20 protein-coding genes are annotated in these 26,671 nt (G+C 68.3%); 8 read left to right on the forward strand and 12 right to left on the reverse strand.

What is annotated here, in order from left to right; all coding sequences use genetic code 11:
• Nucleotides 1-65 precede the first annotated feature (65 nt).
• The 3 genes from LNV28_RS03820 to LNV28_RS03830 are packed head-to-tail and all read left to right on the forward strand — an operon-like array spanning nt 66 to nt 3,538.
• Entirely contained in the window at nt 66-476 is a 411-nt protein-coding gene (locus LNV28_RS03820) for a group I truncated hemoglobin (RefSeq protein ID WP_263516418.1), read from the forward strand.
• A complete protein-coding gene (locus LNV28_RS03825; protein ID WP_263516417.1) occupies nt 473-1,093 on the forward strand; it encodes a methylamine utilization protein in 621 nt (206 codons plus the stop codon). Before LNV28_RS03820 ends, LNV28_RS03825 begins: the two co-directional genes overlap by 4 nt.
• Nucleotides 1,094-1,102: 9 nt before the next feature.
• Entirely contained in the window at nt 1,103-3,538 is a 2,436-nt protein-coding gene (locus LNV28_RS03830) for a putative bifunctional diguanylate cyclase/phosphodiesterase (RefSeq protein WP_263516416.1), read from the forward strand.
• Nucleotides 3,539-3,551: 13 nt separating this feature from the next.
• Here LNV28_RS03830 and LNV28_RS03835 read toward each other — a convergent pair whose 3' ends face one another.
• Genes LNV28_RS03835 through thiL form a run of 5 tightly spaced genes read right to left on the reverse strand, consistent with a single transcriptional unit; the run spans nt 3,552 to nt 9,382 of the window.
• Entirely contained in the window at nt 3,552-6,353 is a 2,802-nt protein-coding gene (locus LNV28_RS03835) for an ATP-binding protein (protein WP_263516415.1), read from the reverse strand.
• Nucleotides 6,354-6,371: 18 nt separating this feature from the next.
• Nucleotides 6,372-7,313, reverse strand: coding sequence for a 2-hydroxyacid dehydrogenase (locus tag LNV28_RS03840; protein ID WP_263516414.1), 942 nt, complete (start codon nt 7,311-7,313; stop codon nt 6,372-6,374).
• On the reverse strand, nt 7,310-7,810 hold the full coding sequence (locus LNV28_RS03845) for a CinA family protein (protein ID WP_263516413.1): 501 nt from the start codon (nt 7,808-7,810) through the stop codon (nt 7,310-7,312). The genes LNV28_RS03840 and LNV28_RS03845 overlap by 4 nt, the downstream gene beginning before the upstream one ends.
• 40 nt (nt 7,811-7,850) lie before the next feature.
• Nucleotides 7,851-8,405, reverse strand: coding sequence for a phosphatidylglycerophosphatase A family protein (locus tag LNV28_RS03850; RefSeq protein WP_263516412.1), 555 nt, complete (start codon nt 8,403-8,405; stop codon nt 7,851-7,853).
• A complete protein-coding gene (gene thiL / locus LNV28_RS03855; RefSeq protein ID WP_263516411.1) occupies nt 8,402-9,382 on the reverse strand; it encodes a thiamine-phosphate kinase in 981 nt (326 codons plus the stop codon). The genes LNV28_RS03850 and thiL overlap by 4 nt, the downstream gene beginning before the upstream one ends.
• A 210-nt stretch (nt 9,383-9,592) precedes the next feature.
• Here thiL and LNV28_RS03860 point away from each other — a divergent pair, with 210 nt between their 5' ends.
• Nucleotides 9,593-11,614: a putative bifunctional diguanylate cyclase/phosphodiesterase gene (locus LNV28_RS03860; RefSeq protein ID WP_263516410.1), complete on the forward strand. Its 2,022-nt coding sequence runs from the start codon at nt 9,593-9,595 to the stop codon at nt 11,612-11,614.
• A gap of 96 nt (nt 11,615-11,710) precedes the next feature.
• The gene (locus LNV28_RS03865) at nt 11,711-13,807 is read left to right on the forward strand and encodes a M3 family metallopeptidase (protein WP_263516409.1); all 2,097 of its coding nucleotides are present in this window, start codon (nt 11,711-11,713) and stop codon (nt 13,805-13,807) included.
• A 46-nt stretch (nt 13,808-13,853) separates the two neighbouring features.
• On the opposite strand, the gene LNV28_RS03870 is transcribed toward LNV28_RS03865, so the two are convergent.
• The 4 genes from LNV28_RS03870 to LNV28_RS03885 all read right to left on the reverse strand — a co-directional run bounded on the left by LNV28_RS03870 (nt 13,854) and on the right by LNV28_RS03885 (nt 19,168).
• Nucleotides 13,854-17,006 (reverse strand): ligand-binding sensor domain-containing diguanylate cyclase, encoded by a 3,153-nt coding sequence (locus tag LNV28_RS03870; RefSeq protein ID WP_263516408.1) that lies wholly within the window; start codon nt 17,004-17,006, stop codon nt 13,854-13,856.
• A 57-nt stretch (nt 17,007-17,063) separates the two neighbouring features.
• Nucleotides 17,064-17,570 (reverse strand): CBS domain-containing protein, encoded by a 507-nt coding sequence (locus tag LNV28_RS03875; RefSeq protein ID WP_263516407.1) that lies wholly within the window; start codon nt 17,568-17,570, stop codon nt 17,064-17,066.
• Nucleotides 17,567-18,013, reverse strand: coding sequence for an OsmC family protein (locus LNV28_RS03880; RefSeq protein ID WP_263516406.1), 447 nt, complete (start codon nt 18,011-18,013; stop codon nt 17,567-17,569). Before LNV28_RS03880 ends, LNV28_RS03875 begins: the two co-directional genes overlap by 4 nt.
• Before the next feature lie 84 nt (nt 18,014-18,097).
• Entirely contained in the window at nt 18,098-19,168 is a 1,071-nt protein-coding gene (locus LNV28_RS03885) for a flavodoxin family protein (protein WP_263516405.1), read from the reverse strand.
• A 157-nt stretch (nt 19,169-19,325) separates the two neighbouring features.
• On the opposite strand from LNV28_RS03885, the gene LNV28_RS03890 reads away from it, so the two are divergent.
• A complete protein-coding gene (locus tag LNV28_RS03890; RefSeq protein ID WP_263516404.1) occupies nt 19,326-20,627 on the forward strand; it encodes a M16 family metallopeptidase in 1,302 nt (433 codons plus the stop codon).
• A gap of 9 nt (nt 20,628-20,636) precedes the next feature.
• On the opposite strand, the gene LNV28_RS03895 is transcribed toward LNV28_RS03890, so the two are convergent.
• From LNV28_RS03895 to LNV28_RS03900, 3 genes are read right to left on the reverse strand one after another with little or no spacing between them, the layout of a single operon-like run.
• Nucleotides 20,637-21,320: a response regulator transcription factor gene (locus LNV28_RS03895; protein ID WP_263516403.1), complete on the reverse strand. Its 684-nt coding sequence runs from the start codon at nt 21,318-21,320 to the stop codon at nt 20,637-20,639.
• A gap of 1 nt (nt 21,321) precedes the next feature.
• Nucleotides 21,322-21,549, reverse strand: coding sequence for an ATP-binding protein (locus LNV28_RS25055; RefSeq protein WP_318013831.1), 228 nt, complete (start codon nt 21,547-21,549; stop codon nt 21,322-21,324).
• The gene (locus LNV28_RS03900) at nt 21,447-23,387 is read right to left on the reverse strand and encodes a sensor histidine kinase (protein ID WP_318013822.1); all 1,941 of its coding nucleotides are present in this window, start codon (nt 23,385-23,387) and stop codon (nt 21,447-21,449) included. The genes LNV28_RS25055 and LNV28_RS03900 overlap by 103 nt, the downstream gene beginning before the upstream one ends.
• Before the next feature lie 196 nt (nt 23,388-23,583).
• Here LNV28_RS03900 and LNV28_RS03905 point away from each other — a divergent pair, with 196 nt between their 5' ends.
• Together LNV28_RS03905 and LNV28_RS03910 are read left to right on the forward strand one after the other, a co-directional pair.
• Nucleotides 23,584-25,902: an NADP-dependent malic enzyme gene (locus LNV28_RS03905; protein WP_263516401.1), complete on the forward strand. Its 2,319-nt coding sequence runs from the start codon at nt 23,584-23,586 to the stop codon at nt 25,900-25,902.
• Nucleotides 25,903-26,288: 386 nt separating this feature from the next.
• Complete coding sequence (locus tag LNV28_RS03910) at nt 26,289-26,618, forward strand: guanyl-specific ribonuclease (RefSeq protein ID WP_411969920.1); 330 nt, start codon at nt 26,289-26,291, stop codon at nt 26,616-26,618.
• Nucleotides 26,619-26,671: the final 53 nt, after the last annotated feature.

Here is a 26,671-nt window from a genome sequence, read left to right on the forward strand (position 1 = left end):
CAAGGCTGTTGCGTGGAGTTTTTCTCCTCGCCCTGAGTGCCGCGGGGCTCACAGCCTGTGCGCCCATGGCCCCCAGCAGCAGCTTGTTCGAGCGCCTGGGCGGCACGGCCGGCATCGCCACCGTGGTGGACCGCACCCTGGAGCGCAGCGCCAGCGACCCGCGCACTCGGCGCAGCTTTGCCGGCATCAAGCTGGCCACCATCAAGACCAGCCTGGCCCAGCAGCTCTGCGCGCTCAGCGGCGGAGGCTGCGTCTACGAAGGCGAAACCATGGCCCGCTCGCACCAGGACGCGCGCATCCAAGCCTCAGAATTCGATGTGCTGGTGCAAATCCTGCGTGAAGAGCTGGACCGTGCCGGCGTTTCGGCCGGCGCCAAGAACGAATTGCTGCGCCTGCTGGCGCCGATGAAGCGTGACATCGTCAGCCACGCCGCTCCGACCGCCGCGCCCGGCAACACCCAGGACCGCCCCCGATGAACCCACGCTTCAGTCCGGCCGCTCGGCCCCTCTCCCTCATTCTTTCGGCCCTGAGCGCCCTGTTGTGCGCCACAGCGGCCCAGGCTGCGAGCTGGACCCTCCGGGTGCAGAACGCAGCCGGCCAGCCCCTGGCCGATGCGGTGATCGCCGTCGAAGTGAAAGGGCAGACGGGTCAGGCGCCCGCAGGCACCCTGGCCCAGATGGAGCAACGCTCGCGACAGTTCTCACCCCCGATCCTGATCGTGCAGACCGGAACAGCCGTCAACTTCCCGAACTTCGACACGGTGCGTCACCATGTCTACTCCTTCTCCGCGACCAAGAAGTTCGACCTCAAGCTCTACACCGGCACCCCGACCGCGCCGGTGCTGTTCGACAAAGCCGGCGTGGCCGCCTTGGGCTGCAATATCCACGACGATATGAGCGCCCACATCATCGTGGTCGACACGCCGCATTTCGCCAAGTCCGACGCCCAAGGCCTGCTGCGCCTGGAGCTGCCGGCCGGCGAGCATGTGCTCAAGGCCTGGCACCCCAGGCTGGGCAGTCCGCTGCTGAGCAGCTTCGCCCTGCGCCTGGTGGCCGGCAGCGAGCCGGCGCCGGTGCAGTTGCCGCTGCGCTGAACCCTCATCATGAAACGACCCGCCTTTCTCAATCTGCGTCGGCTCGAGGGCCGCATCGTTGCGCTCTTTCTGGCCTTGCTGGTGCTGGTGCAGCTGACCAGCTGGCTGATCACCTACGCCAATATCCGCCGCAGCACCGAGGTGGCGGTGGAGGCCGAGTTGAAGACCGGCCAGCGCATGCTCGCGCACCTGCTCGCCCAGGGCGCTCTGCAGCAAGTGGCCGTGCTGCGCCAGCTGGAGAACAACCACGGCATTCGCAGCGTGCTGGCCGAGGCTTCCGGCATGGCGCCGACCGAATTTGCCGAGACTTTGTTCAGCGCCCTCGACTCCAAGAACAAGCACCTGGTCGACGCCAGCGTGATCGCCTACGTGGCGGCCGATTTCCACCTCGTCACCGCCACCCGGCCCCAGGCAGAGGCCTTTGCCGCCCTGCTGCCGGCGCTGATTCAGGCCAAGGAGGACGAAGACGCCGGCAATATCGCTAGCGGCCGCGCCAGCCTGGTTTTGGTCGGTGGGCGGGCCTATCAACTGGTCTTCGTGCCGGTGAAGGCGGCCGGCCTGGGCGGTTGGCTGCTGATGGCCGTGGACCTGCAGGCCGAGCCGCTGCACGAACTGCAGACCCTGTCCGGCCTGAGCAGCACCTTCCTGCTACGCCAGGGCCAACAAGCCTGGACACCGCTGGGCAGCGTGCTGGACCAGAACACCGCTGCCGCCGTGGCTGGCCAGGTGCAGGTCGGCACGCCGGCCTTTACCCTGCAGCTGGGCGAGGAAGAAATGCGCGGGCTCTATGTACCGCTGCTGCACTCGGGCGAGCAGCAACTGTCGGTGCTGTTGCTGCGCTCCTTCGATCAAGCCTTTGAGTCCTACCGCACCCTGCGCCAGACCCAAGGCTCGCTGACCGTGCTGGGCATCCTGGTCTTTGCCCTGGGCAGCGTGCTGACGGCGCGCCGCATCAGCCGGCCCATCAAGACCCTGGCCGACTCGGCCGAGCGCCTGGGCGCCGGTGACTACGACACGCCGGTGGCGCAAGACGGCAACGCCGACGAAGTAGGCGATCTGGCACGTGCCTTCGAAGCCATGCGCCAAGGCATCCAGGAGCGCGACGCCAGTCTCAATGAACTCGCCTTCAAGGATCAGCTGACCGGCCTGCCCAACCGCGCCGGCTTTGTGCAGCAGCTGGAGCGCTGGCTCAGCGGCCATGCCGAGCAGCCCTGTGCGGTGCTGACCCTGGGCCTGGACCGTTTCAAGCATGTCAACGACGTGCAAGGCCATGACTTCGGCGACCTGCTGCTGCACAAGGTGGCCCTGCGCCTGCAGGAGCTGCTGCCCTCGACCGAGGACATCCTGGCCCGCTTGAGTGGCGACGAGTTTGCCGTGCTGCTCAGTGACGCCGACGAGACTTCGGCCCTGGCCCTGGCCGACGCCATCCACCGCGATTTCGAGCGCCCCCTGCGCCTCAAGGACCAGACTGTGGACCTGAGCGCCGGCATCGGCATGGCGCTCTCGCCCGCCCATGGTCAAGACGCCAAGCTGCTGCTGAGCCGCGCCTCCCTGGCCATGTTCGAGGCCAAGAAGCGGCAAAGCGGCAGCGTGCTCTACAGCGCCAGCCTGGACGCCGGCAGCCAGGAATCGCTGTCCCTGCTGAGTGAGCTGCGCCACGCCGTGGAGGCCGGCGAGCTGCGCCTCTTCCTGCAGCCCAAGGTCGACCTGCAAAGCGGCCGCATCATCAGCGCCGAAGCCCTGGTGCGCTGGCAGCACCCGCAGCGCGGCCTGGTGCCGCCCATGCTCTTCATCCCCTTCGCCGAGCAGACCGGCTTCATCCGCACGCTGACGCGCTGGGTCATCGAGGCCTCTGCCGCCGCCTGGGCGCAAGCGCATGCACAAGGCCTGGCCTTGCGCATCAGCGTCAACCTGTCGACCCGCGACCTGCTCGACCAGGACCTGCCCGCCAAGATCCAGACCTTGCTCGACGCCCATGGCGCGCGCAGCGACGCCCTGTGCCTGGAGATCACCGAGAGCGCCATCATGGACGACCCGCAGCGCGCTCTGCACACCCTGGAGCAGTTGCACGCCCGCGGCTTCAAGCTGTCCATCGATGACTTCGGCACCGGCTACTCCTCGCTGGCCTACCTGAAGCGCCTGCCGGTGCATGAGCTGAAGATCGACAAGAGCTTCGTCATGGCCATGGAGACCGATCTGGGTGACGCCAAGATCGTGCGCTCAACCGTCGAGCTGGCCCACAACCTGGGCCTCAGCGTGGTGGCCGAAGGCGTCGAGACGGCCAAGGCCTGGCGACTGCTGAGCGCACTCGGCTGCGATGAAGGTCAGGGTTACTTCATTGCCAAGCCCATGCCGCATGAGCAGTTCATCGCCTGGCTGCAGGCCTGGCGGGCGCCCGACTTGAGCGACAGCGACGCCGACACCATGCTGGACCAGCTCGGCTGAAGGGCAGTGCCGATCAAGGCGCCCGGCGCGGCAGCTCCATCAGGAAACGACTGCCTTGGCCGGGCGTGCTGCTGACGCTGATGCGGCCGCCCAGCAGGGTGCTGACGATGTTGTGGGCAATGCTCAAGCCCAGGCCGCTGCCGCCCCGGCCGAACTTGGTGGTGAAGAAGGGCTCGAAGATGCGCGCGCAGACCTCGGCCACCATGCCCGTGCCATTGTCCTGAACCCAAAGCTGGACGCGCTCCCCATCCAAAGCCTGGCCGCCGATCTCGATCTGGCCGCCCTCGCGGCCCTCGAAGGCATGGGCCATGGCGTTGTTGAGGAGGATGATCAGCACCTGCCCGAGCGGGCCGGGGAAGCTGTCGATGCTCAACTCGGGCGTCAGTGTCAGGCGGGCCTCCAGACCGGCCTGACGCAGCTGCAGGGCCAGGGTCTGCAGGCATTGTTCGCCCAGCTCGCGCAGGCTGAACTCGCGCCGCTGCTCCGAGCTGCGGTCCACCGCCACCTGCTTGAAGCTGCTGACCAGCGAAGCCGCCGTCTGCATGCTGCGGTTGATGACCTCCAGGCCGTCACGCGTGCGGTCGGCGTACTGCACCCAGTCCGAACGCTTGAGCGCACGCTGCTCCACCTGCTGTGAAAACTCCTCGGTGGCGCCGAGCAAGGTGCTGGCGATCAAGAGGCTGTTGCCGATCGGCGTGTTCAGCTCGTGGGCCACACCGGCCACCATGGCACCCAGCGCGGCCAACTTCTCCTGGGCCATCAGCTGGCGCTGCAACTCGCTGACGCGCAGATAAGCGCCGGCGTTGTCCAAGGCGATGGCGATGTAAGAGCACAGGGTGCGGAAGATCACCTGCTGGCGCTCGCCATAGGCCTCGGCGCGCGGCGACTGGATGGTCATCACGCCGATCGCCCGCTCGCCCACGACCAAGGGCGCGAACAAGAGGCTCTTCAGCTCACTGGTGCCGGGCACCTGCTCGCCCAGGCCCTCGGCGGATGGCTCGCTCAACAGGTACTCACGCCGCTCCTTCAGGCAACGCACGGTCAGGGAACGCTCCGAGCTCATGGCGATCGGCGGGTCGATGAAGGGCTGAGCGTCCTCCATGCCGAAAGCACAGTAAAGCTGAGTGCCCCCGTCATCGAGCAGATAGACCGACATGCAGGGCGCATCCAGCAAGGCATGGATGTGCCGTTCCATGACATGGAAGACGCGGTCGGCTTCCAGCTCGTTGGTGATCTCCTGGCCGATCAGACCCAGATGCTGCAGCACCTCGTGCGAATCACGCAGCAACTGGAAGCGAGCCGCCTCGGACTCGGCCAGGCGGCGCAGATGCTCGCTCTCGGCGCGCGCCCGCTCGATCTGGTGGTGCACCTGCAAGGCGCTGGAACGGCGCGAGGTCTCTTCGCTGAAGCTGCGCTGGCGCAGCTCATTGGCGCGCTGCGCCCAGTGGTAGGCCTGCTCGAAACTGCCCTGGGTCGCGGCCGCCTTCGCGGCGGCATCGAGCAGGCGCACCTGGGGCGTGTAAGCCTCCAGCCCATCGGCGCGCTGCAGGGCTCGCTCGTACCAGGCCAAAGCCGTGCAGGCCGCAGGCGGTCGTTGCAGAAGCTGGTCTTCGGCCTGATGAATCTCGGCCAGGGCCCAGAGCAGGTCGACCTCCTTGTCCGGTTCATGCTGCTGCTCCGCCATGGCCAAGCCCTGCTCGGCCTGCTGACGCGCCAGCGGCAGCTCGCCTTGCAGGAGGGCGGCGCGGGCCAGGCCAATATTGGCATCCGTCAGCAGGTCGCCCGAACCCGAGCTTTCAGCCAGCGGCCGCAGTTGGGCAAACGCAGCCAGTGCGGCGGCACCCTGTTTGGAATCCAGCTCGGTACGCCCCAGATAGGACAAGGCCAGGGCACGGGTGCGCGACTCGGGCGGCAAGGCCTGCAGCTGCAAGCATTCCTGCAGCAGCTCGCGCGCATCGCCAAGCTGACCCAGGCGCCGCAATGCCTCACCGGTGTGGGCCAGGCAGAGCGCGATCAAATTGGGCCAGCGCGAGGCCCGCGCCAGATCCAGACCGCGACGCAGCCACTCCATGGCCGTCTGGAAGTCACTCATCTTGGTGTAGGTGTGCCCAAGATTGGTGGCCAGGGTGATGGCGCGGCGGATCTGGCCGGTACGCAGGGCCAGCTCAAAGGCTTTGGAGTGGGCCTGGATGGAGGCCAGGTAGTGCCCGCTCATGGCCGCCAACAGGCCGCGGAAATCCTCCAGCGCGGCGCCTTCCATGCTGGGCATGTCGGCACTGTTGCGCGGCAGGCGCTCCCCCCAGTCGCGCTCGGCCTGCACGGGGTCGCCAAAGACATCGGCGCGGGCCAGATTGGCCTCCAGCAAGGCCAGGCGGTGCGGGTCACGCACCTGGCGCGCGCAAGCGATGGCGCGCTTGAGCTCATCCTTGAGCCCGGCAGCATCGCCACGGTCGGCCGCCAGGTAATGGCGCAGCCAATGCAGATCGGCCAGGCCGCTGCCATCGGCCAGGCCGGCAAAGACCTGGCCGGCTTGATTCATGTGCAGCTGTGCCTCGTCCATCTCGGCGAACAGCAAATGGGCCTCGGCGCGCAGCAGACTGAGCCGGCCGCGCACCGCCATGCGCTGCGGCTCGCGCCAGTCACTGGCGCTGATCAGACCTTCGACATCCTGGGCCAACTCGAGCGCGCGCAAGGTGTCGCGCTGGCGCAGAGCCCAGGCCAAGAGCAAGCGCTCGGGCAGGGTTTCGAGGACCGCGCCCTGCGCCAAGCTCTGCTCCAGGGCAGACACACTGGCATCGGTGGCGAAGAACTCCATGATGGCCCGCGCCTCGCCTCAGTAGCCCTGGCCGCGATCGACGCGGTGCATCAGTGGCTGACCGGCCCGCAGCGCCGCCAGATTGGCCCGCACCTGGGGCACGGCCGTGCGCGGGTCGGTCTGCGCCGCGCAATGCGGCAGCACCGTCACGCGCGGATGGCGCCAGAACCCATGCTCGGGCGGCAGCGGTTCCTGCTGGAACACATCGAGCACCGCATGGCGCAGCTGGCCGCGGTCCAGGGCCGCCAGCAGTGCCGCCTCGTCGACATGGGCGCCGCGCGCCAGATTCACCAGGCAGGCCCCGGGCCGCATCTGCGCCAGGCGGGGCGCGTCGAAAAATCCGCGTGTTTGCGGCGTCAGCGGCAGGAGGTTGATGACGATATCGGCCGCGGCCAGGGCCGGCGCCAGCTCGGCCGCCCCTTGCCAGCGCTGCACGCCGGCCAGCTCGCTCGGCCGCCGGCTCCAGCCATGCACGGCGAAGCCCAGGCCGGCCAGGGTCTGGGCCGTGCGCCCGCCCAACTCGCCCAGGCCCAAGACCAGCACCGCGCATTCGGCCGCACGGCGCTGCGGCGGTGCCTGCCAGAGCGCCTCGCGCTGATGCGCCTGCAGCTCGAAAAACTGCCGGTGCAGAGACAGCACCGCCCACAGCGCCGTGTGCACCATGGCCTCGTTCATGGCCGGGTCCACCATGCGCGCCACGGGCACATCGGCCGGCAGGGTGGGGTCTTGCAGCAGGCGATCGACGCCGGCCCAGAGCGACTGGATCAGGCGCAGATTCGGCAGCCCGCTCAAGGCGCCCGGCTCGGGGTTGGCCACCACGGCCACCTCGACCGCGGCCGCCTCCGCCGCATCGCGCGGCGGCTGCAGCAGCCACTGCTCCTCGGGCATGGCCTCGTGCAAGAGCCGCGCCCAGCGCTCGCCCTCGGCGGCCGACCAGCGCCCGCTCAGCAGCACGGTCATTGATCCTTGTCCTCCAGCGCCTCGCACAAGGCCATCAGGCCGGCGCGCAAGGTGGCAATGCGCACGGCATGACGGTCACCTGCGAAATGCTCGCGCCAGACGCGGGTGACGCTGCGGCCATGAACCAAGGCCAGCCAGACCGTGCCGACCGGCTTGTCGGTGCTGCCGCCGGTGGGGCCGGCGATGCCGGTCACGGCCAGGGCCCAGTCGATCGGCGCATGGGCCAGCAGGCCATGCGCCATGTGCAGGGCCACCTCGCCGCTGACCGAGCCATGCAGGCCGATCAAGGCCGCCGGCACGCCGAGCAGCTCGGTCTTCGATTCATTGCTGTAGCTGACCACGCCGCGCTCGAACCACTGGCTGGAGCCCGACAGGCTGGTGCAGGCGGCGGCGATCAAGCCGCCGGTGCAGGACTCGGCCGTGCCCAGGCGCTCACGGCGCTGGATCAGGGCGACGGCAATGCGGTCGATCAGCTCTTGCTCTTCGGGAAACAGCATGGGGGACCTCCGACAGGTTCAAGCCAGACTCAGGCCGAACTCAGGCCATGAGCGCGCGCCACAGCGCAATCACCACAAGCGTACATCCGGCGGCGACGAAATCATCAAACAAGATGCCGAAACCCTGGGCCCAGCTGACAGCTTTGCCACGCTCGCCCTTGAAGAGCTGGTCGGCCCAGCGCACCGGCCCCGGCTTGGCTGCGTCGAAGTAGCGGAACAGCGCAAAAGCCACGGCCTGGCCCCAGAAGCCGGCCGGCGTCACCAGCCAGAGGATGAGCCAGAAGGCCAGCACCTCGTCCCAGACGATGGCGCCGGGGTCAGGTGTTGCCAGGTGGCGCGCGGTCATCGTGCAGGCCCACCAGCCGACCAGGGTGCCGCCGGCCAGCAGCCAGGCCCAGCTGCGGTCCGTCATCCAGGGGTTGAGGGCCAGAAAAGACACCCAGGCCCAGAGCGTGCCGACCGTGCCAGGCGCCTTGGGCGAGAGGCCGCTGCCGAAACCCAGGGCGATCCAATGCGCCGGATGAGGGAACATGAAGCGGGCCGTGGCGCGGCGCGGCACCAAGGGCGCCGTGGTGGGGGGTGAGGCGTCGCTCATGGAGATTTGAAATGGTCAAAACTGTTGAACTGCAGGGCCAGCGCCTGACCGGCGCCGTCATACAGACGCAGGCCCGACTCGGCCTCGATGCTGCCGATGCGCTGCACCGGTGTGCCGCTGGCCGCCGCGGCAGCCGCGACCGCCGCGCGCCCGGCCGCATCGCCCGGCGCGCTGAAGACCAGCTCGTAGTCGTCGCCCCCGGCCAGGCCGCATTCGCGCTGCAGGGTCAGGTCTTGCGCTGCCAGCACCGCGCTGCGCGGCAGGGCATCGACATCGAGCCGTGCGCCGACACCCGAGGCCTTGAGGACGTGGCCCAGGTCACCGAGCAAGCCGTCCGAAACATCGATGGCACTGTGCGCCAAGCCGCGCAAGGCCAGGCCCAGCTGAACACGAGGCTGCGGGCATTCCATGGCCCGGCGCACTTGCTCGAAATCCTGGCCGCTGGCCAGGCGCGCTGTGCCGCGAAAGACCTCGAGCGCCAGGCGCGCATCGCCCAGGGTCTGGCCCGTGACATAGATGTCGTCGCCGACCCGCGCGCCACTGCGCAGCAAGGCCTGACCCCGTGGCACTTCGCCCATCACCGTGATGCAAATATTCAGAGGCCCGGCGGTCGTGTCACCGCCGACCAGGGCGATGCCATGGGCTTGCGCCAGCGCGAACAAGCCCTGGGCGAAACCGCTCAGAAAGGTTTCGTCCACGCGCGGCAGGCTCAGCGCCAGCGTGAAGGCGCGCGGCGTGGCGCCGCAAGCGGCCAGATCGCTGAGGTTGACCGCCAAGGCCTTGTGCCCCAGGCGTTCCGGCGCCACCGTGGAGAGGAAATGCCGGCCCTCGACCAGCATGTCGGAGGACACCAACCACTGCATGCCCGGCGTCGGGTTGATGACGGCGCAGTCATCGCCAATGCCCACGGGTACGGCTTCGGCCGCGGGGTGGCTTTGGCTCTTGAAATAGCGCTGGATCAGATCGAATTCGCCCATGGGGGGAGATTGTGTCAGTGCGCCAGACCGCCGGCACTGCAGGCGCGCGATTCCTAGCGCGCAGCGTGCCCGAGACTCAAGCCCATGGCCGCTCGGACGATAAGATCTTCAGGAGTCGGGTTGATGGGCGTCCCGCCCCAAGCTGTCCCTTTCGTTGGACTCCCTTTGATGCGCGCAATCGAGACCGAAACGCGTGGAAGCCCAGACGCGATGGCTGTGACCGAGGCCGGCGCTGGCCCCGCCGCCCACCTGCCGCTGCAACTACTGCTGCGCTTTGCCGATGCCGCCTTCGAACAGCGCTTCATCCAGCACTACGTCGCCTTCTACTTTCGTTATGCCCAGATGAGCCTGCTGCTGGGGGCGCTGCTGATCACGGGCGACTACCTGGTCGACCGCTTCGCCCACATCCACGGGCCGGCCAATCTGCTGCGCCTGACGCTGGCCGTGCCGGTGCTGCTGCTGGGCCTGGGTTTTTCGCTGCTGCCCAAGGCGCGCCAGCATTGGCAGCCGGTGATGGCCAGCTTCATCGTCACGGTGGCCCTGTGCCTGATGCTGATTCTGCTGCGCATCGATCAGGAGGGCGGTGCCGGGCTGAAGAGCTGGGTCGGCGTGCTGAACTTCACCTTTCTGGAGTTCTACTGCTTTGTGATCCTGGGCGTGCAGTTCCGCCATGCCCTGGCTTCGGGCGCGCTGATCATGGCGGCCTTTCTCTACGCGCTGGGGTGGCATGCAGGCCTGCTCGCCCAGGAGGCCGGCTACTGGTCCTATCACGTGCTCACGGTCTTCATCCTCGCGGCCGGCATCGGCTGGTGGCGCGAGTACCTGCTGCGCAAGGAGTTCATGGCGCGCTCCGCCCTGGACGACTCGCTGCGCGCAGCCGAACAGCGGGCCCTGCGTCTGGCCCACTATGACGAGGTCACGGGCTTGCCCAACCGCCGGCTGTTCGCCGAGCTGGCCGCGCCGGCGCTGGAACGCGCGCGGCACAGCGCCGGCGGCTGCGCCGTGCTGCATGTCGAGATCGACCGCTTCGGCGGCGTCCATGAGCTCTACGGCCATGGCCAGGGCGAGCTGGTGTTAGCCACCATCGCCCGGCGCTTGCGCGCCTGCCTGCGCGGCGGCAGCGACCTGGCGGCTGTCCCGGTGATGGACCAGGAACCCAGCCTGTTGGCGCGGCTGGGCGACCAGGCTTTCGCCATCCTGATCCCTGAACTCACGGGTCAGGAGCGCGCCTCGGCGGTCGCGCAGAGATTGCTCGCGGCGGTCGCCAAGCCGGTGGCGGTCGACGGCCAGCCGCTGCGCTTGTCGGCCAGCATCGGCATCGCGATGTTTCCCGGCGACGCCACGGACCTGCTCCATCTGAGCCGCTGCTCGGAACAGACTGCACGTGTCGCCGCGGAGGCCGGCGGCGCCCGGCACAAGTTCTTCGACGAGGCGCTCAACGCCCGCGCCAGGAAGCGCGTGCTGCTGGAAGCTGAGTTGCGAGAAGCCCTGCAGGCCGGGCAACTGCGTCTGCACTACCAGCCCAAGGTGGACGCGCGCAGCGCCGGCCTGGTCGGCGCCGAGGCCTTGCTGCGCTGGCAACACCCGGAGCGCGGCCTGCTGCCGCCCGGCGATTTCATCGCCCTGGCCGAAGAAAGCGGCCTGATCACGCCGCTGACCGACTGGGTGCTACACACGGCCTGCCAGAGCCTGCGTCGCTGGTCGGACCAGGGGCTGCCGGCCTTGCCGCTGTCGGTGAACCTGCCGGCTTCGAGCCTGGCCGATGCCGGCCTGCCTGAGCAACTCGAGGGCTTGGTGCGGCAGTACCAGCTCCATCCTGCCAGCCTGATGCTCGAACTGACCGAGACCATGGTCTTGCGCGATGTAGCCACCGCGGTCGGCGTGCTGGACCGTCTGCGCGCCCTGGGCTTTGGCCTGTCGCTGGACGACTTCGGGACCGGCTACTCCTCGCTGAGCCACCTCAAGCGCCTGCCCATGAGCGAACTGAAGATCGACCGCGCCTTCATCACCGACGTGGCCCGTGGCGGCCGCGACGCGGCCCTGGCCGCGGCCATCATCACCTTAGGAAACGAGCTCGGCCTGCAAGTGGTGGCCGAGGGGGTGGAGACCGCGGAACAGTCGCAGTTCCTGATCGGCCGAGGCTGCCCGCTGCAGCAAGGCTATCTCTTCTCCAGGCCCGTGCCAGGGGCGGATTTCGAACGCATGCTGCAGTCGGGAACGACCCGACGCTAGCGCCATCAGGGACACTCCTCCAGCGCCACCCCAGTTCACCCGTTCACCCGTTCACCCGTTCACCGTTCACCTATTCACCCCCACCACCACCCACCCATGCGCCGCCTCCTGCTCCCCCTGCTGCTCGCCAGCGCCTTCACCGCCAGCGCCCGCGACAACCCCCTGCTCCAGCCCTCGACCCTGCCCTTGGGCTACCCGCATTTCGACCAAATCCAGGATAGCGACTTCGCCCCCGCCCTGGAGGCCGGCATGGCCCTGCATTGGCGCGAGGTCGATGCCATCTTGCGCAACCCGGCCGCGCCGAGCTTTGCCAACACGGTGGAAGCGCTGGAGCGGGCCGGACGCCTGCTGAGCCGCACGCAGAACTTGCTCGGCAGCCTCAGCGGCACCGACAACAACCCGGCGCGCCAGGCTTTGCAACAGCGCTTTGCGACGGAGATGGCAGCGCACCGCGACCGCATCGCGCTGGACCCACGCCTGTTCGCGCGCCTGGACGCGCTGCTGGCGGCCAAGCCCAAGCTGGCCCCGGACCAGCAACGCCTGCTGGAACGCATGCACCGCAATCTGCGCCGCGCCGGCGCCGAGCTGCCGGCCGACAAGCAGCAGCGCCTGCGTGCCATCAACAGCGAGCTCGCGCAGATGGGCGCCGAGTTCAACCGCAAGGTGCTGGCGGGCGTGAACGAGGCCGCGCTGTTCGTCAGCGAACGCGTCGAGCTCAAGGGCCTGCCTGAGAGCGAGATCGATGCGCTGAAGCAGCCAAGTGACGGGCGCTACAAGATCGCGTTGCTGAACACCACCGGCCAGCCCCTGCTTGAGCGCTTGCAACACCGCCCCTTGCGTGAGCGGCTCTACAAAGCCTCGATCGCGCGTGGCAGCCTCGGCGACGCCAACGACACCACCGCCTTGGTCAGCCGCTTTGCCGGCCTGCGCGCCGAGCGCGCGGCCTTGCTGGGCTTTGCCACCTATGCCGACTTCGAGTTGCAGGAGCAGACCGCCCGTGAGGTCAAGACGGTCAATGCGCTGCTGCGCCAGCTCGCCCCGGCTGCGCTGGCCTCGGCGCGCAAGGAGCAGGCGGCACTGCAAAGCCTGGCCGACCGCGAGCAGGACGCCGCCGGTCAGCCACGCTTCGCCTTGCAGGCCTGGGACTGGGCCTTCTACAGCGAGCGCCTGCGCGCGGTCCAGCACGGCTACGACGGCGAACAGCTGCGCCCCTACCTGGAGCTGCAGAACGTGCTCGAGCGCGGCGTCTTCCACGCCGCCCACGAGCTCTTCGGACTGAGCTTCAAGCGCCGCCACGACCTGCCGGTCTACCACCCCGATGTGCAGGTCTGGGAGGTCTTGGCGCCGAACGGCAAGACGCAAGCCCTGCTGCTGCTCGACCTCTATGCCCGCCCCAGCAAGCGCGGTGGCGCCTGGGCTAACGCTTATGTGCGACAGAGCCAGCTGTTCGGCGAGAAACCGGTGGTCGGCAACCATCTGAACATCGCCAAGCCGGCGGCCGGCCAGCCGACGCTGCTGAGCTGGGACGAGGCCAACACCTTGTTCCATGAGTTTGGCCACAATCTGCACAGCATGCTCAGCGACATCCGCTACCCCGGCCTGGGCGGCACCCCGCGCGACTATGTCGAGTTCCCTTCGCAGGTCAACGAGATGTGGTTGACCTGGCCCTCGGTGTTCAAGAACTACGCCCGCCATCACCAGACCGGCGCGCCCATGCCCGAGGCCTTGCTCAACAAGGTGCTCGGTGCCAAGACCTTCAACCAGGGCTTTGCGACCACCGAATACCTGGGCGCCACCCTGCTCGACCAGCGCTGGCACCAGCTCAGTGCCGCCGAGGTGCCCGCGCCTGAGCAGGTGATGGCCTTCGAGGCCCGCGTGCTGCAGCAAGAAGGCTTTGGCCCCGAGCAGACCCTGGTCGCGCCGCGCTACCGCACGCCTTACTTCAGCCATATGGTCGGCGGCTACTCGGCCGGCTACTACAGCTATTTGTGGAGCGAGCTGCTCGACGCCACCACAGCCGAGTGGATCGAAAACCAGGGCGGCCTGAACCGCAAGACCGGTGAGCGGCTCAAGCGCCATGTCTTTGCCATTGGCGGCAGCAAGGACATCATGGCCGAGTTCGAGCAGATGGTCGGCTCCAAGCCCAAGCTCGAGCCCTATCTGAAACGACGAGGGCTGACGCTGAACCGCTGAATCGGCACAGGCCGGCCTGGGCACGGCGAGAAGCTGAACCCAGGCCCTATTTCGCCGAGTCTCCTGCCCGCAGCACCAGGCGCGTGTCCGCGAGGTCCCAAACGCTCAAATCCCTCGGTACCGATTTGGGCGCCAGATCCCGGGCCTCGACCGCGCCGACATAGCCATCGCGCCCTCGGTCCTTGGCGGCATACAGGGCCGAGTCGGCCAAGGCCAGCGTGGCCGGCCAGTCCCAGGCGCGCGGGCGTCGGGGGTCGAGCGGGAAAGCGGCAAAGCCGATCGACACGGTGACGGCCACGCTCTGACCAAAGCCGATGTCAAAAGGCAGATCGCGCACGGCGGCGCAGGCACGGGCGGCCAGTTCGGCGGCGTCTTCGCGCTGGGTTGCGCGCACCAGCACCAGCACCTCTTCGCCGCCCCAGCGCACCAGCGAATCGGTGGCGCGGAAGACATGGCGCAGGCGCTCGGCCAGGGTCACCAGCACGGCATCACCGGCGGCATGACCGTGGACATCATTGACTCGCTTGAAATGGTCGAGATCCAGCAGCATCAGGACCAGATCGCTGTCCGGGCCGGGCAGCACATGGCCGGCATCGGCACCGGCCTCGAAACGACGCAGGCACAGAGGCAGGTCGTCCTGCAGACGCAGTTCCAGATAGCGCCGGTTGCGCAGCCCTGTCAGCGCATCGGTGAGGCTGGCTTCGCGCAGCTCGGCCGTTCGTTCGTTGACCAGGGCTTGCAACTCGGCCTCGCGGCGGCGCAGCACGCGGGTGCGCCAGCGCACAAAACCCCAGAGCGCCAGCAGCAGCAAGGCCGCGCCGGCCAGCCGCGCCCAGACGGTCTGCCACCAGACAGGCAGCAGCTCGACCGGCAGCTCCAGCTGGGCCGGGCCCCAAAGCGTCGGGTGAGCGCTGACGCGCACCTGCAGGGCATAAGGCCCCGGCTGCAGCGGACCGAAGCTGGGGCTGCGCGCGCCGGGGTCGACGCTGGTCCAGTCGCTGTCCAGGCCGAGCAGTCGGTACTGGTAACGCAGGCGGCTGGGGTCGGCATAGTCCAAGCCGGCAAACTCGACGCTGAAGGTGCGCGTGCCGGCCGGCAGGCGCAGGCGCATGGGCAGGTCGGGGCGCTCGGCCTGCGCCGCAGACTCAGGACGGTAGGGCTGGCCGTTGACGCGCAGGGCACTGATGACCAGGGGCAGCGCGCCTGCGCTGGGCTCGAACAGCTCGGGCTGCACCCGCAGAAGGCCGCGGCTGCCGCCAAACAACAGCGCGCCACCCGGCAGCTCGGCGCTGGCGAAGAACCAGAAGCTGCCGAAGGCCGCGCCCTCGGCCAAGCCGAAGCCGTCGAGGCGGTCGGTCTTGGGGTCGTAGACGTAGAGCTGGCTCCAGATGCGGCCGCGGCCGTCCTCGTGCAGATTGCCGCCGAACACGCCTTCGGTGCCATGGCGCTCGCCGATGCGGTCGTAGCGGGCCCGCCCCTCGGCATCCCAGCCGCGCAGGCGATGCAGGCCGGCGACCGGCGTGTCCAGCCAGAGCGTGCCGTCACGCGCCAGCAGCAGGCCCATCACCACCGGGCTGCCCAGGGTCTCACCCGGCGCCTGAGGCACGGCTTCCAGACGACCCGGCTCCTGCTGGCCACCCGGGCTCTCACGGAACAGGCCTTGTTGGCCGCCGGCCCAGAGCCGGCCTGAGCCTGGGGCGCCAGACGGCACCTCGATCAGCGCATGGATGGCGCCGTGCAAGGGCGCACCGTCGGCGCGCAGCACCCGTTGCAGGGCGGGCGCCGCCGGGCCGGCGAGGCGGTACAAGCCCTCCTGCATGCCGAGCCAGACCTCACCGTTGGCGCGCAGCAGCAAGCGCTGCGCGCGCCCGCCGTCCAGCGCCCAGTCGCGCAGGAGGCGGCCCTGGGCCGAGCGGTGCTCCAGACGGCCGGCAGCGGCCATCCACAGACTGCCATCGGGCGCCTCAGCCAGCGACTCGACCACGCTGTTGCGCTCCCGCGGCCACAGGCCCAGCGTGGCCAGGTCCTGCCCGGGCCGGCCGTCCAGACGGACCAGCCGGCCGCTCTGCGTGGGGGCCAGCACTTCGCCGCTGCGCAAGCGCAGCAAGGCGCGCACATCGGCATCGGCCAAGGGGGCGGCCGGATCGGGGTCGGGGCCACGCACGGCCAGCGCGGGATGCTGCTGGTGGCGCTGCAAGCCCAGACCATAGCCGCTAACCCACATGGCGCCGCTGGCGTCACGCAGAAGGCCGCTGATGTCGTTGCCGGCCAGGCCGCTGAGGCGGCGTGGGTCGTGGCGCAGCCGCGCTTCGATCTCACCATTGAGCGGGTTGACCCAGAGCAGGCCTACCTTGCTGCCCACCCAGAGGCGCCCGTCGCTGGCCAAGGCCAGGGCTTGCAGCGGGGTGTGCAGCTCCTGCACCCAGCGCACCCGGCCCTGCTCGACCACGCCCAGCCGGCCGTCCTGCGTGCCCAGCCAGATGCGGCCGGCCCGGTCTTCCGCCAGCGCCATCACCGGCGAGCCCGATTCAATGCCTGGCAGGGCCAGGGATTCCCAGACCCCGTTGGCCCGCCGGCGCGACAGGCCACGCCAATGGCCGGCCCAGACCGTGCCGTCGCGGGAGATCTGCAAGGCCAGCACACGCGCCTCTGGCGCGCCCTGCCAGCGCAAGTCCTGCGCCTCGAAGCGGCGGGTCGCCGGCGTGTAGCGCCACAGACCTTGGCCCAGGGTGCCGACCCAGACCTCGCCTTGCGCGTCTTCCGCCAGCGCCCGGATCGGTGCATGGGGGCCGGCAGCGCCGCGGGCGCTGCCCAGCGATTCGATGCGATCCTGTGCGGGGTCAAAGGCCATCAGGCCCAGAAATTCGGTGCCGATCCACATGCGGCCGTCGCGGCCGGGGCTCAAGGCGCGGACCCAACCCAGATTGCGCTGGGCACTGGTCGGGCCCGCCTGTTCAATGGGGCGAAGCCGGTAACCGTCGTAGCGGGTCAGGCCCTTGCTGGTGGCCACCCAGATGAAGCCGGCGCGGTCTTGCGCGATGGCCGGCACCGTGCTCTGCGGCACCGTCACGCTGCGGAACTGCACCTCCATGGCGCTGCCACCCGGGCCGGCATGGGCAGGGCGCCAAAGAAGGGGAAGCAGCGCCAGCAGAAGCAGCAGACAGCGCAGGCCTGGCAGGCTGTCGAAGGGAGAGCGCATGGATGAAATTGTAAGCAGCGGCGCCAGCCCAGCCCGGCCGGAACGGCCACCGCCGCCTCACTGATAGCCCACACCCATGACATAGTTGCGCAAGAGCTGCTCTTCCTGATCGCCGGCGGCCAGCAAAGCGCGCAGGCCATCGCGCAGAGTCAACACACCGAGCGGCTTGCGACCGGCGCCGATCAAGAAGGCATGGATCAGGCCGCGCTCATGCATGCGGTTCAAGACCTCACGCAGCAGGTCATCGGGGGCGCAGGAGGTGAACTCGCGCTGCATGACATCGGCAGCGCGGGTGGCGAAGAAGTCGGCGTGCCCCAGGCCCAGCTGCCGGATCAACAGGGTCTCGGTGATGATGCCCTGGGCCACGCCGACGGCGTCGCAAACCACCACGGCGCTAATCTGGGCACTCGACAGCAGAGCCGCCACTTCGACCAGCAAGGCATCACCGCTCACGATGCGCAAGCGCGACGTGGCCACATCGGACATGCTGCCCAGGCGCAGCTGCTCGGCGCTGGCGGGCTGCTCGGCGGCGGCGACCAAGGGGGTTTCGACGGCGGGGCTCATGTCGGCGCCTGCGTCAGCGTGGCCTGCAGGCTGATCTCGACCACGCTGGCCAGGGCCTTGGACAAGGGACACTCGCGCTTGGCGGTCTCGGCCAGGGCCTGGAAGCGGGCGTCGTCGAGGCCGGGCACCTCGGCGTGCAGCTGCAGGGCGATGCGGTCGATCACAAAGCCCTCGCCGGCGGCGCTCAGGCGCACGCTCGCCCGGGTGTCGACCGTGCGGGTGGCAAAACCGGCCTTCTCGCAGGCAAAGGAAAAGGCCATGGTGAAACAGGCGGCATGGGCCGCGCCCAGCAGCTCCTCGGGGTTGGAGCCGCGCCGCTCGTCACCGAAACGGCTGGCGAAGCCATAGGGGTGGTCCTGCAAAGCGCCGGACTCGGTGCTGATCTGGCCCAGGCCCTGCTTGCCGGCGCCGTTCCATAGAACACTGGCGGTCTTTTCGCTCATGGTGAATCCTTTCGTGGGTGCTGCAGGCAGCGAAGCTTCGATGGCCGCACGGGCTCGCGCGGAGGCGAGACTGGTGCGGAGGGGTTATTTCGGGCGCGGCGGCTGGACCGGCGGGCCGCTCGGCTGCAGCCGCCCAGCGCGCAGGTCCTGAACGGCCTGCAGCAGGGCACGGGCGACATTGCGCACCTCTTCCTGCACTGCGCTGTCCGCGTCCAGCGCCTCATGGCTGTCGCAGTAGGGCTGGTAGTAGCCGATATAGCGGTCGAGCTTGGCCGCCGCGCCGGCGTCAAGCAGGCCCATCCATTCGAGCCAATCGCAGAGGCCACGCCGGTGCACCTCGACGCCAGCCACATCGCCATGGACGACCACGCCAAACACCCGGCCGGCCAGATGCTTGGGATAGTCCCAGCCCTGGGCTTCGAGTTGCTTGGCCTCGACCAGATGCTTGCCATGGGTGGAACTGGGGTCGGGGTTGCCGCCATCGGCGGCGACCAGGCGGTCCATCATCAGCTTGAGCGGGCTGGGCGACTGGTACCAATAGGTCGGCGCCAGAATGATGACCCCATGCGCAGCGACCCAGCGCTCGTAGATCTCGGCCATCCAGTCGTCGGCCTGAGCCAGCGCGTGGTTGGGGTAGCAGCTGCAGGGCCAATGGCACAGCGGCATGGCGCTGGACACGCAGCCCTTGCAAGGGTGGATGGTGCGGCCGTATTCGGAGGTCACCCGACTCAGATCCAGCAAGTCGACCTGCAGGCCGGCGGCCTCCAGCACCTCGCGGGCCAGGCCGCTCAGGCGCCAGGTCTTGGAAATCTCGCCAGGGCAGGTCCCGTCATTGCGCGCGCTGCCGCAGACCAAGAGCACGCGTGAGGGCGTGGCGGCTTCAGCCCAGTGCTGCTGCGCCGCCAGCAGGCGCTCGCGGGTCTCCAACCACTGCACCGAGATCTCGTAGGCCGGGTCAGCAAAGCCGGGGCCACCGGGCCGGGTCAGCGGCGCTTTGCGGCCCTGCTCCAGGGCTTCCCAGGCGATGGCCTCCAGGCGATCGATGGCGGCCTGCTCGCTGCGGTAGGCCGGGTCATAGAAGCGCAGCTGAAAGCGCTGCTGGAACTCGGCTCGCGTCAAGGGTGCGGCGGCCTGTCCGGTGCGGGGAATGCTCATCACATGCGTCCTGGCCAGCAAAAGAGATGCCGCATCGTCCAGCGCCGCCGCCCGCGCGTCTGTTCGCTGTCAAACAATCGGGGCTTGGCGAGGTCTTGGCCACGAACCGCCCCGAGGCAACGACACTAGCGTTCTTTCCCCGCCATTCGCCGCCCCCTTGAAGCCACACGCCTCGCCCCGCTCCGCCACCCAAGTCAGCCAACTCGCCAACGGCCTGCGCACCGTCGCCATCCCCATGCCCTGGCGCGAGACGATCAGCCTGAGCGTCTTCATCCGCACCGGCAGCCTCCATGAAAGCGCGCGATTGAATGGCATCAGCCATGTGGTCGAACACATGGCCTTCAAGGGCACGGCCAGCCGCGACTGCCAGCGCATCAATCTCGACGCCGAGGCCCTGGGCGCCGAACTCAATGCCCACACCGACAAGGACCACACGGCCTTTCACATCGAAGGCCTGCCGAGTGACCTGCCGGCCTTCATCGAGCTGCTGGCCGACATCGTGCTGAACAGCAGCTTCCCGGCCGAGGAGCTGGAGCGCGAGCGCGGCGTCATCGTGCAGGAATTCAGCGAGTTCGAGGACGACCCGACCAGCGCCGCCTTCCAGTTGCTCGACCGCGCCTGCTACGGCGCCGCCCACGCGGCCGGCCGGCCCATCATCGGTACACGCGCCAACATCCTGCGCTTCAGCCGCGAGGACCTGCTGGCCTATGTGCGGTCGCAGTACAGCGCCAGCAATGTGGTGGTGGCGGTGGCCGGACCGATTGACGGCGCCGCCTTCGAGCGAGCGGTGGCCGCGGCCTTTGGCGCCATGCCAGCCGGCAGCCCCCACACCCTGAGCGCACCGAGCTGGCAGGGCGGGCTGAAGACGCGGCGCATGGCCGGCAGCGGCCAATGCCAGATCCTGCTCGGCTTCCCGGCGCCCAGCCTGGGCGATGTGCACAGCAATCAGCACCTGCCCCATGTGCTGGCCGCGGCCCTGCTGGGCGAGGGCATGAGCTCGCCCTTGTTGGATGAGATCCGCGAGCGCCGCGGCCTGGCCTACCACGTGGCATGTTCGGCCGACATCCTGCCGCTCTATGGCCAGTTCGTGATCGAGGGCGCCACCGCACCGGCCCAAGCCGAGGAGTTCTTGCAGGCGGTGCATGAGCTGCTGCACCACCAAGCCCAGGGCCCCTTGGACCCGGTGGCCTTGGCGCGCGCCCGCAAGCAGCTGCAGATGCGCGGCCTGCGTGCGCTGGAACAGCCGGCGCGGCGCATGGAAAGCGCGGCCCAGGAGCTGTTCAGCTTCGGCCGCCTGCGCGATGCGCATGAGGCGATGGCGCAGCTGCAGGCGGTCACGGCCGCGCAGGTTCAGGCGGTGTTTGAAACCCTGTTGCAGCCCGGGCAGCGGCCTGCGGTGGCGCTCGCTGGCAGCGTGCCGCAGCGGGTGCGGGCTCGGGCGGCCGACTTGTTCGCCTGAGTCAAAGACTCAGCCGGCCTCGCTCTTGCGCAGCAGATTGCTGAGTTCGACCGCCGACTTGACGCTCATCTTCTCGAACACCCGCGCGCGGTGCACCTCGACCGTGCGCACGCTGATGTGCAGCTGGTCGGCGATCAGCTTGTTGGGCAGGGCCTGGATGACCAGCTGCATGACCTCGCGCTCGCGCTCGGTGAGCTCGGCCACACGCTGGGCCATCTGGCCGCGCTGCTGTCGCGCCTCGATCGCCTGGCCGCTCAGGGCCAGGGCTTGTTCGATGCGGTCGACCAGGCCGTTGTCAGAGAACGGCTTCTCCACAAAGTCGAATGCCCCGCGCTTGACGGCGGCCACGGCGGTGGGCACATCACCATGGCCGGTCAGAAAGATCACCGGCAGCAGCGGCGGCTGCACCACGCCCTGATCCAGGCCACCACAGAGGCCGCGCTGCAGCAAGCGCTCGAACAAGGCCAGGCCGCTCATGCCGGGCATGCGCACATCGAGCAGCAGGCAGGACGGCGCGTCGGGCCAGTCGCGCGCCTGCCCGGGCCGCGCGTCCAGCATGGCTTCGAAGGCCTCGGCGCTGGCAAAGCCCTCGGACAGCAGTCGGCGCGAGCGCAGCAGCCAGCCCAGGGCGTCGCGCACCACGTCTTCGTCATCGACCAGGTAGACCACCGGCAGTTTGCGGCTGTTGTTCATCTCAGGACTCCGGACCGGCACTGGCGGCCGGCAAGGTGAAGCGGAACTCGGTGCCGCCAGGGGCGGCTTCGCGTTTGAAATAGTCCATGGCACCGCCGTGTTGCTCCACCACGGTGCGGCACAGGCTCAGGCCCAGGCCCATGCCCTCGGCCCGCGTGGTGAAGAAGGGGGTGTAAAGCTGACGGCCGACCTCAGGCGGAATGCCGGGGCCACAGAGATGCTGACCCAGCGGCTGTCGACCACGGCGGCGCGCAGGGTCAGCAGGCGCTGCGGCGCGGCTGTGTGCTCCTCCATGGCCTGGATGGCATTGCGCGTCAGGTTCAGCAGCACCTGCTCCACCATGGTGCGGTCACAGCGCACGCGCGGGCTGGGCTCGGGCAACTCCAGGGCGATGCGGGTGCCGCTTTTGCGCGCCTGCAAACGCACCAGCGGCAGCACGGCCTCGAACAGCTGGTCCACAGCGATCGTTTCGCGCGATTGCTCGCGCCGGCGCACAAAGCCATGCACGCTCTTGATCACGCGCCCGGCCCGCTCGGCCTGCTCGGCGATGCGCAGCGCGGCTTGGCGCACCAGGTCAGGTGTCTGCGGGTCGTCCGGCTCATTGGCGAGCAGATTGACCGAGGCGGTGGCATAGCTGGCGATGGCCGCCAGCGGCTGGTTCAGCTCATGGCTGAGCAGGGACGCCATTTCACCCATGGTGGCCAGGCGGGCCGTGGCCTGCAGACGCTCCTGCTGCTGGCGCGAGAGCTCTTCCATGCGACGCTGGTCGGAGACATCCAGCACGGCGCTCATCCAGCCGGTCTGTTGGCCCTGCGCATCGAGCAGGGGCGCTTCGAAGATCAGCACCGGAAAGCGCTCGCCATTGCGGCGCATGAAAACGGTCTCAAAACCCTGGCGCGGGTCCTGACCGCCGGGTCGGTTGTCGGCGGCCCAGCGAGCGCTGCGGTCGGCGTGCCTGCGCCGGTATTCTTCGACGAACTCGGGTGGCCAGTACGGCGGCGTGTCGTGGGGTCGGTCGGGCCGGGCCCCGTGGCCCAGCAGCTCCTCGGCCTTGAAGCCGACCATGGCGCAGAAGGCCGGGTTCACGTAGCTGATGCTGCCGGCCATGGTGCGAGCGCGCAGTCCGGTGATCAAGGAGTTCTCCATGGCATGGCGGAAGGCCAGCGATTCGGCCAGGGCCGACTCGGCGAGCGCCCGGCGCCGCCCATCGCGCGCCAGCAGGATCACCAGGGCGAACAAGCTCAGCGACAGGCCCAGCACCAGGGCGGTGGCCAGGTTGGGAATCAGCTGGGGCCGGCCGGCCGTGGCGTCGACCTTGAGTTGCAAGGTCAGCCCCGGCAGGTCAACCAGGCGCTCGGCGAGGTAAACACCGGCGCCACGCGACACGCCGGTGCGCGCCAGCCGGGTGCCGTCGCCCTCCACAAAGCTGAGCTCGTGGCCACGCACGAGGTCCTGCGTAACGGCTTCCTCCAAGAGATGGCGCAGGCTCAGCGTGGCGACCAGATACGAGTCCACCGCCTTGGCGTTCAGCAGCGGCAGGCACAGGTCCACCACTTCCAGGCCCTCGCCGCCGGGCAAGGGGATGAAGTAGCTGCGCGAATAGAGCTGGGTGCCTTGGCGCTGCGCGGCAGAACAGGCCAGCTCCGTCTCCACTTGCATCTGGCCACGCGGCAGCTGCTTGAACAGGGGCGACACATAAGGCGACTCGGCCACGTCCAGCACCTGCAGATGGGCATTACGGAATTCGATGCGCATCACGGCACGCAAGCGGCGCAGCAGCTCGGCCTCATCACCCATGCGGCGCGGTCGAGTCCGGTCCTGCCAGAGCAAGCCCTGCAGTGCTTGCAGGTCCTGCCCCGCCAATTGCCTGACGCGTGCCGCCACCTCGGTGGCCACCTGGTCCACATGCTCTTGCGCACGTGCGTCCTCATAGCTGAGCGTCAACGCGACCAACAGCGACTGCGCCACCACCAGCAGGCCCAACAAGGCGCCCCATAGCAAGGCGCGCCGCCAATTCCATGGGCGGGCAGCTTCGGCACGCGGGGTCGGGAACGGGGCGAAATTCAAATGCAACAGTCCTTCTGGCCTGAGAGGAGTATCGGGCTGAGGGTGGGGCCGGAAGATGCGCAGTTTCGCGTATCGCAGGGGCAAGTTTTCACGCCACACTCGATGCAGATCCCGCTCCTACAATCGCCGTCCCTTTGGCCGCAGCATGTGGCCAGCCCCGGCGGACTCCTCGCGAATTCCAAAGAGAGACAGCACCATGCCCAATTCCGAACAGAAAACTGCGCAGCTGCGCCAAGCGGCGCTGGAATATCACGAGTTCCCGACGCCGGGCAAGATTGCCATCGCCGCGACCAAGCAGTTGGTCAACCAACGCGATCTGGCCCTGGCCTACTCGCCCGGTGTGGCCTTTGCCTGCGAAGAAATCGTCGCCGACCCGGCCAATGCCTTCCGCTACACCTCGCGCGGCAACTTGGTCGCCGTGGTCACCAACGGCACCGCCGTGCTGGGCCTGGGCAATATCGGCCCGCTGGCCTCCAAGCCGGTGATGGAAGGCAAGGGCGTGCTATTCAAGAAGTTCGCCGGCATCGACGTCTTCGACCTGGAAATCCAGGAGAACGACCTCGACAAGCTGGTCGACGTGATCGCCGCATTGGAGCCCACCTTCGGCGGCATCAACCTGGAAGACATCAAGGCGCCCGATTGCTTCTACGTCGAACGCAAGCTGCGCGAACGCATGAAGATCCCCGTCTTCCACGACGACCAGCACGGCACGGCCATCGTGGTGGGCGCCGCCTTCCTGAACGGTCTCAAGGTGCTGGGCAAGGACATCAAGCAGGTCAAGCTGGTGACTTCGGGCGCCGGCGCGGCGGCCCTGGCCTGTCTGGGCTTGCTGGTCAAGCTGGGCCTGCCCAAGGAAAACATCTGGGTGACCGACCTGGCCGGCCTGGTCTATGAAGGCCGCACCGAGCTGATGGACCCGGACAAGGCCGGTTTTGCGCAGAAGACCGAGGCCCGCAGCCTCAGCGAAGCCATCGAAGGCGCGGACATCTTCCTGGGCCTGTCGGCCGGCGGTGTGCTCAAGCCGGCCATGGTCGCCAAGATGGCGGCACGGCCGATGATCTTCGCGCTCGCCAACCCGACGCCGGAAATCCTGCCCGAGGAGGTCAAGGCGGTGCGCGACGACGCCATCATGGCCACTGGCCGCACCGACTACCCGAACCAGGTCAACAACGTCCTGTGCTTCCCCTACATCTTCCGCGGCGCCCTGGACTGCGGCGCCGTCACCATCAATGACGAGATGGAAATCGCCGCGGTGCGCGCGATTGCCGAACTGGCCCAGGCCGAGCAGAGTGAGGTGGTGGCCGCGGCCTATGCCGGCGCCAACCTCAGCTTTGGCCCCGAGTACCTGATCCCCAAGCCCTTTGACCCGCGCCTGATGATGAAGATCGCGCCGGCCGTGGCGCTGGCGGCGCAAGAGTCAGGTGTGGCCTCGCGCCCCATCGCCGACATGGACGCCTACCGCGAGAAGCTGCAGAGCTTTGTCTACGCCTCGGGCACCACCATGAAGCCCATCTTCAATGTGGCCAAGCGGGCGGCGAACAAACGCGTGGCCTATGCCGAGGGCGAAGAAGAGCGCATTCTGCGCGCCGTGCAAGTGGTGGTGGACGAGGGCCTAGCCCGACCGACCCTGATCGGCCGCCCAGCCGTGATTGCCGAACGTTGCGAGCGCTTCGGCCTGCGCCTGCAGGAGGGCCGCGACTACGACGTCGTCAACGTCGAAAACGACCACCGCTACCGGGACTTCTGGCAGACCTACCACCAGATGACCGAGCGCAAGGGCGTGACGGTGCAGGTGGCCAAGATCGAAATGCGCCGCCGCCTGACCCTGATCGGCGCCATGCTGCTGCACAAAGGCGAGGTCGATGGCATGCTCTGCGGCACTTGGGGCACCACCGCCAACCACCTGCACTACATCGATCAGGTGATCGGCAAACACGAAGGCGGCTGCCCGCGCACCCCGCAGGACGTGCCCGTCTATGCCTGCATGAACGGCCTGATGCTGCCCGGCCGCCAGGTGTTTTTGGTCGACACCCACGTCAACTACGACCCCTCGGCTGAGCAACTGGCCGAGATCACCGTGATGGCCGCCGAGGAAATGGTGCGATTCGGCATCCAGCCCAAGGTGGCCCTGCTCTCGCATTCCAACTTCGGCACCAGTGACCACCCCAGCGCGCTGAAGATGCGCCAGACCCTGGCCCTGCTGCGCGAGCAAGCGCCCTGGCTGGAGGTGGATGGCGAAATGCACGGTGATGCGGCGCTGGATCCAGCCAGCCGCGCGGTGACCATGCCGCGCTGCACGCTCAGCGGCGAAGCCAATCTGCTGGTGTTGCCCAATATCGACGCCGCCAACATCAGCTACAACCTGCTCAAGACGGCGGCCGGCGGCGGCATCGCCATCGGCCCGGTCTTGCTGGGCGCGGCCAAACCGGTCCATGTGCTGACACCCTCGGCCACCGTGCGGCGCATCGTCAACATGACGGCGCTGACCGTGGCGGACGCCAACGCTGCACGCTGAAACCGGCCTGCCAGCGGCTGGCTCACACACGGAAGTTCGCCTTGGCCGAAGGCCAAGGCGGGCCGCTGGAGCGCGGAAATCGGCTCGGTATGCGCCCGCAAGAGCGACTATTTACAAAAGTTTGTAGGAACTCACCCGTAGATTTCAGGACGATGAAACAGCGTAATTGCGTGGAATTTTGAGACTGTGTGCGCACACTCACAAATCAATACCACGCACTGATCCGAGGGGTGGCCGCTTGAGGTTTTCGAGCGGTTTCGGTACCATCATGCTTTCAGGAACAGGGTAAACCCGTGTCTTTGCTCTCTTGGCCGCCTCGGTGGCCCACTTGGCGCAAGTCAGGCTTTGCAGCGATTTTGCTCGCTGCTGCGTCGATCGGCGCGCAAGTGCAGGCCAAAGAATCGGTAACCTCGCCGAATCCGTCACTGGATTCTGTGGCCTTGACGGCCTTGCCGCGCGAAGCCCAAACCACGCATCGTCTGATCCTCGCCGGGGGCCCTTTCCCCTACCGAAAAGACGGCACCGTGTTTGGCAATCGTGAGCGCATCTTGCCGCGCCAGGCCCGAGGCTACTACCACGAGTACACCGTCCGCACGCCCGGAGCCCGCAATCGCGGCGCCAGGCGTTTGGTCTGTGGCGGTTTGCCCCCGACTCGCCCTGATGTTTGCTACTACACCGACGACCACTACAGCAGTTTCAAGCGCGTCCAGCCTTGAAGCCCTGCAGCGAGTCGGCGGCGATAAAAAGTTCTGTGACTATATAGGAGGAT

This window comes from Paucibacter sp. DJ2R-2 (assembly GCF_025717675.1).
In the GTDB taxonomy this organism is placed as follows: Bacteria; Pseudomonadota; Gammaproteobacteria; order Burkholderiales; family Burkholderiaceae_C; genus Paucibacter_A.

What these genes read in the sequence shown, in the direction of transcription:
- LNV28_RS03820 (WP_263516418.1), top strand. Translation starts at nt 66, where the DNA reads ATGGCCCCCAGCAGCAGCTTGTTCGAGCGCCTGGGCGGCACGGCCGGC.
- LNV28_RS03825 (WP_263516417.1), top strand. Translation starts at nt 473, where the DNA reads ATGAACCCACGCTTCAGTCCGGCCGCTCGGCCCCTCTCCCTCATTCTT.
- LNV28_RS03830 (WP_263516416.1), top strand. Translation starts at nt 1,103, where the DNA reads ATGAAACGACCCGCCTTTCTCAATCTGCGTCGGCTCGAGGGCCGCATC.
- LNV28_RS03835 (WP_263516415.1), bottom strand. Translation starts at nt 6,353, where the DNA reads ATGGAGTTCTTCGCCACCGATGCCAGTGTGTCTGCCCTGGAGCAGAGC.
- LNV28_RS03840 (WP_263516414.1), bottom strand. Translation starts at nt 7,313, where the DNA reads ATGACCGTGCTGCTGAGCGGGCGCTGGTCGGCCGCCGAGGGCGAGCGC.
- LNV28_RS03845 (WP_263516413.1), bottom strand. Translation starts at nt 7,810, where the DNA reads ATGCTGTTTCCCGAAGAGCAAGAGCTGATCGACCGCATTGCCGTCGCC.
- LNV28_RS03850 (WP_263516412.1), bottom strand. Translation starts at nt 8,405, where the DNA reads ATGAGCGACGCCTCACCCCCCACCACGGCGCCCTTGGTGCCGCGCCGC.
- thiL (WP_263516411.1), bottom strand. Translation starts at nt 9,382, where the DNA reads ATGGGCGAATTCGATCTGATCCAGCGCTATTTCAAGAGCCAAAGCCAC.
- LNV28_RS03860 (WP_263516410.1), top strand. Translation starts at nt 9,593, where the DNA reads ATGGCTGTGACCGAGGCCGGCGCTGGCCCCGCCGCCCACCTGCCGCTG.
- LNV28_RS03865 (WP_263516409.1), top strand. Translation starts at nt 11,711, where the DNA reads ATGCGCCGCCTCCTGCTCCCCCTGCTGCTCGCCAGCGCCTTCACCGCC.
- LNV28_RS03870 (WP_263516408.1), bottom strand. Translation starts at nt 17,006, where the DNA reads ATGCGCTCTCCCTTCGACAGCCTGCCAGGCCTGCGCTGTCTGCTGCTT.
- LNV28_RS03875 (WP_263516407.1), bottom strand. Translation starts at nt 17,570, where the DNA reads ATGAGCCCCGCCGTCGAAACCCCCTTGGTCGCCGCCGCCGAGCAGCCC.
- LNV28_RS03880 (WP_263516406.1), bottom strand. Translation starts at nt 18,013, where the DNA reads ATGAGCGAAAAGACCGCCAGTGTTCTATGGAACGGCGCCGGCAAGCAG.
- LNV28_RS03885 (WP_263516405.1), bottom strand. Translation starts at nt 19,168, where the DNA reads ATGAGCATTCCCCGCACCGGACAGGCCGCCGCACCCTTGACGCGAGCC.
- LNV28_RS03895 (WP_263516403.1), bottom strand. Translation starts at nt 21,320, where the DNA reads ATGAACAACAGCCGCAAACTGCCGGTGGTCTACCTGGTCGATGACGAA.
- LNV28_RS03905 (WP_263516401.1), top strand. Translation starts at nt 23,584, where the DNA reads ATGCCCAATTCCGAACAGAAAACTGCGCAGCTGCGCCAAGCGGCGCTG.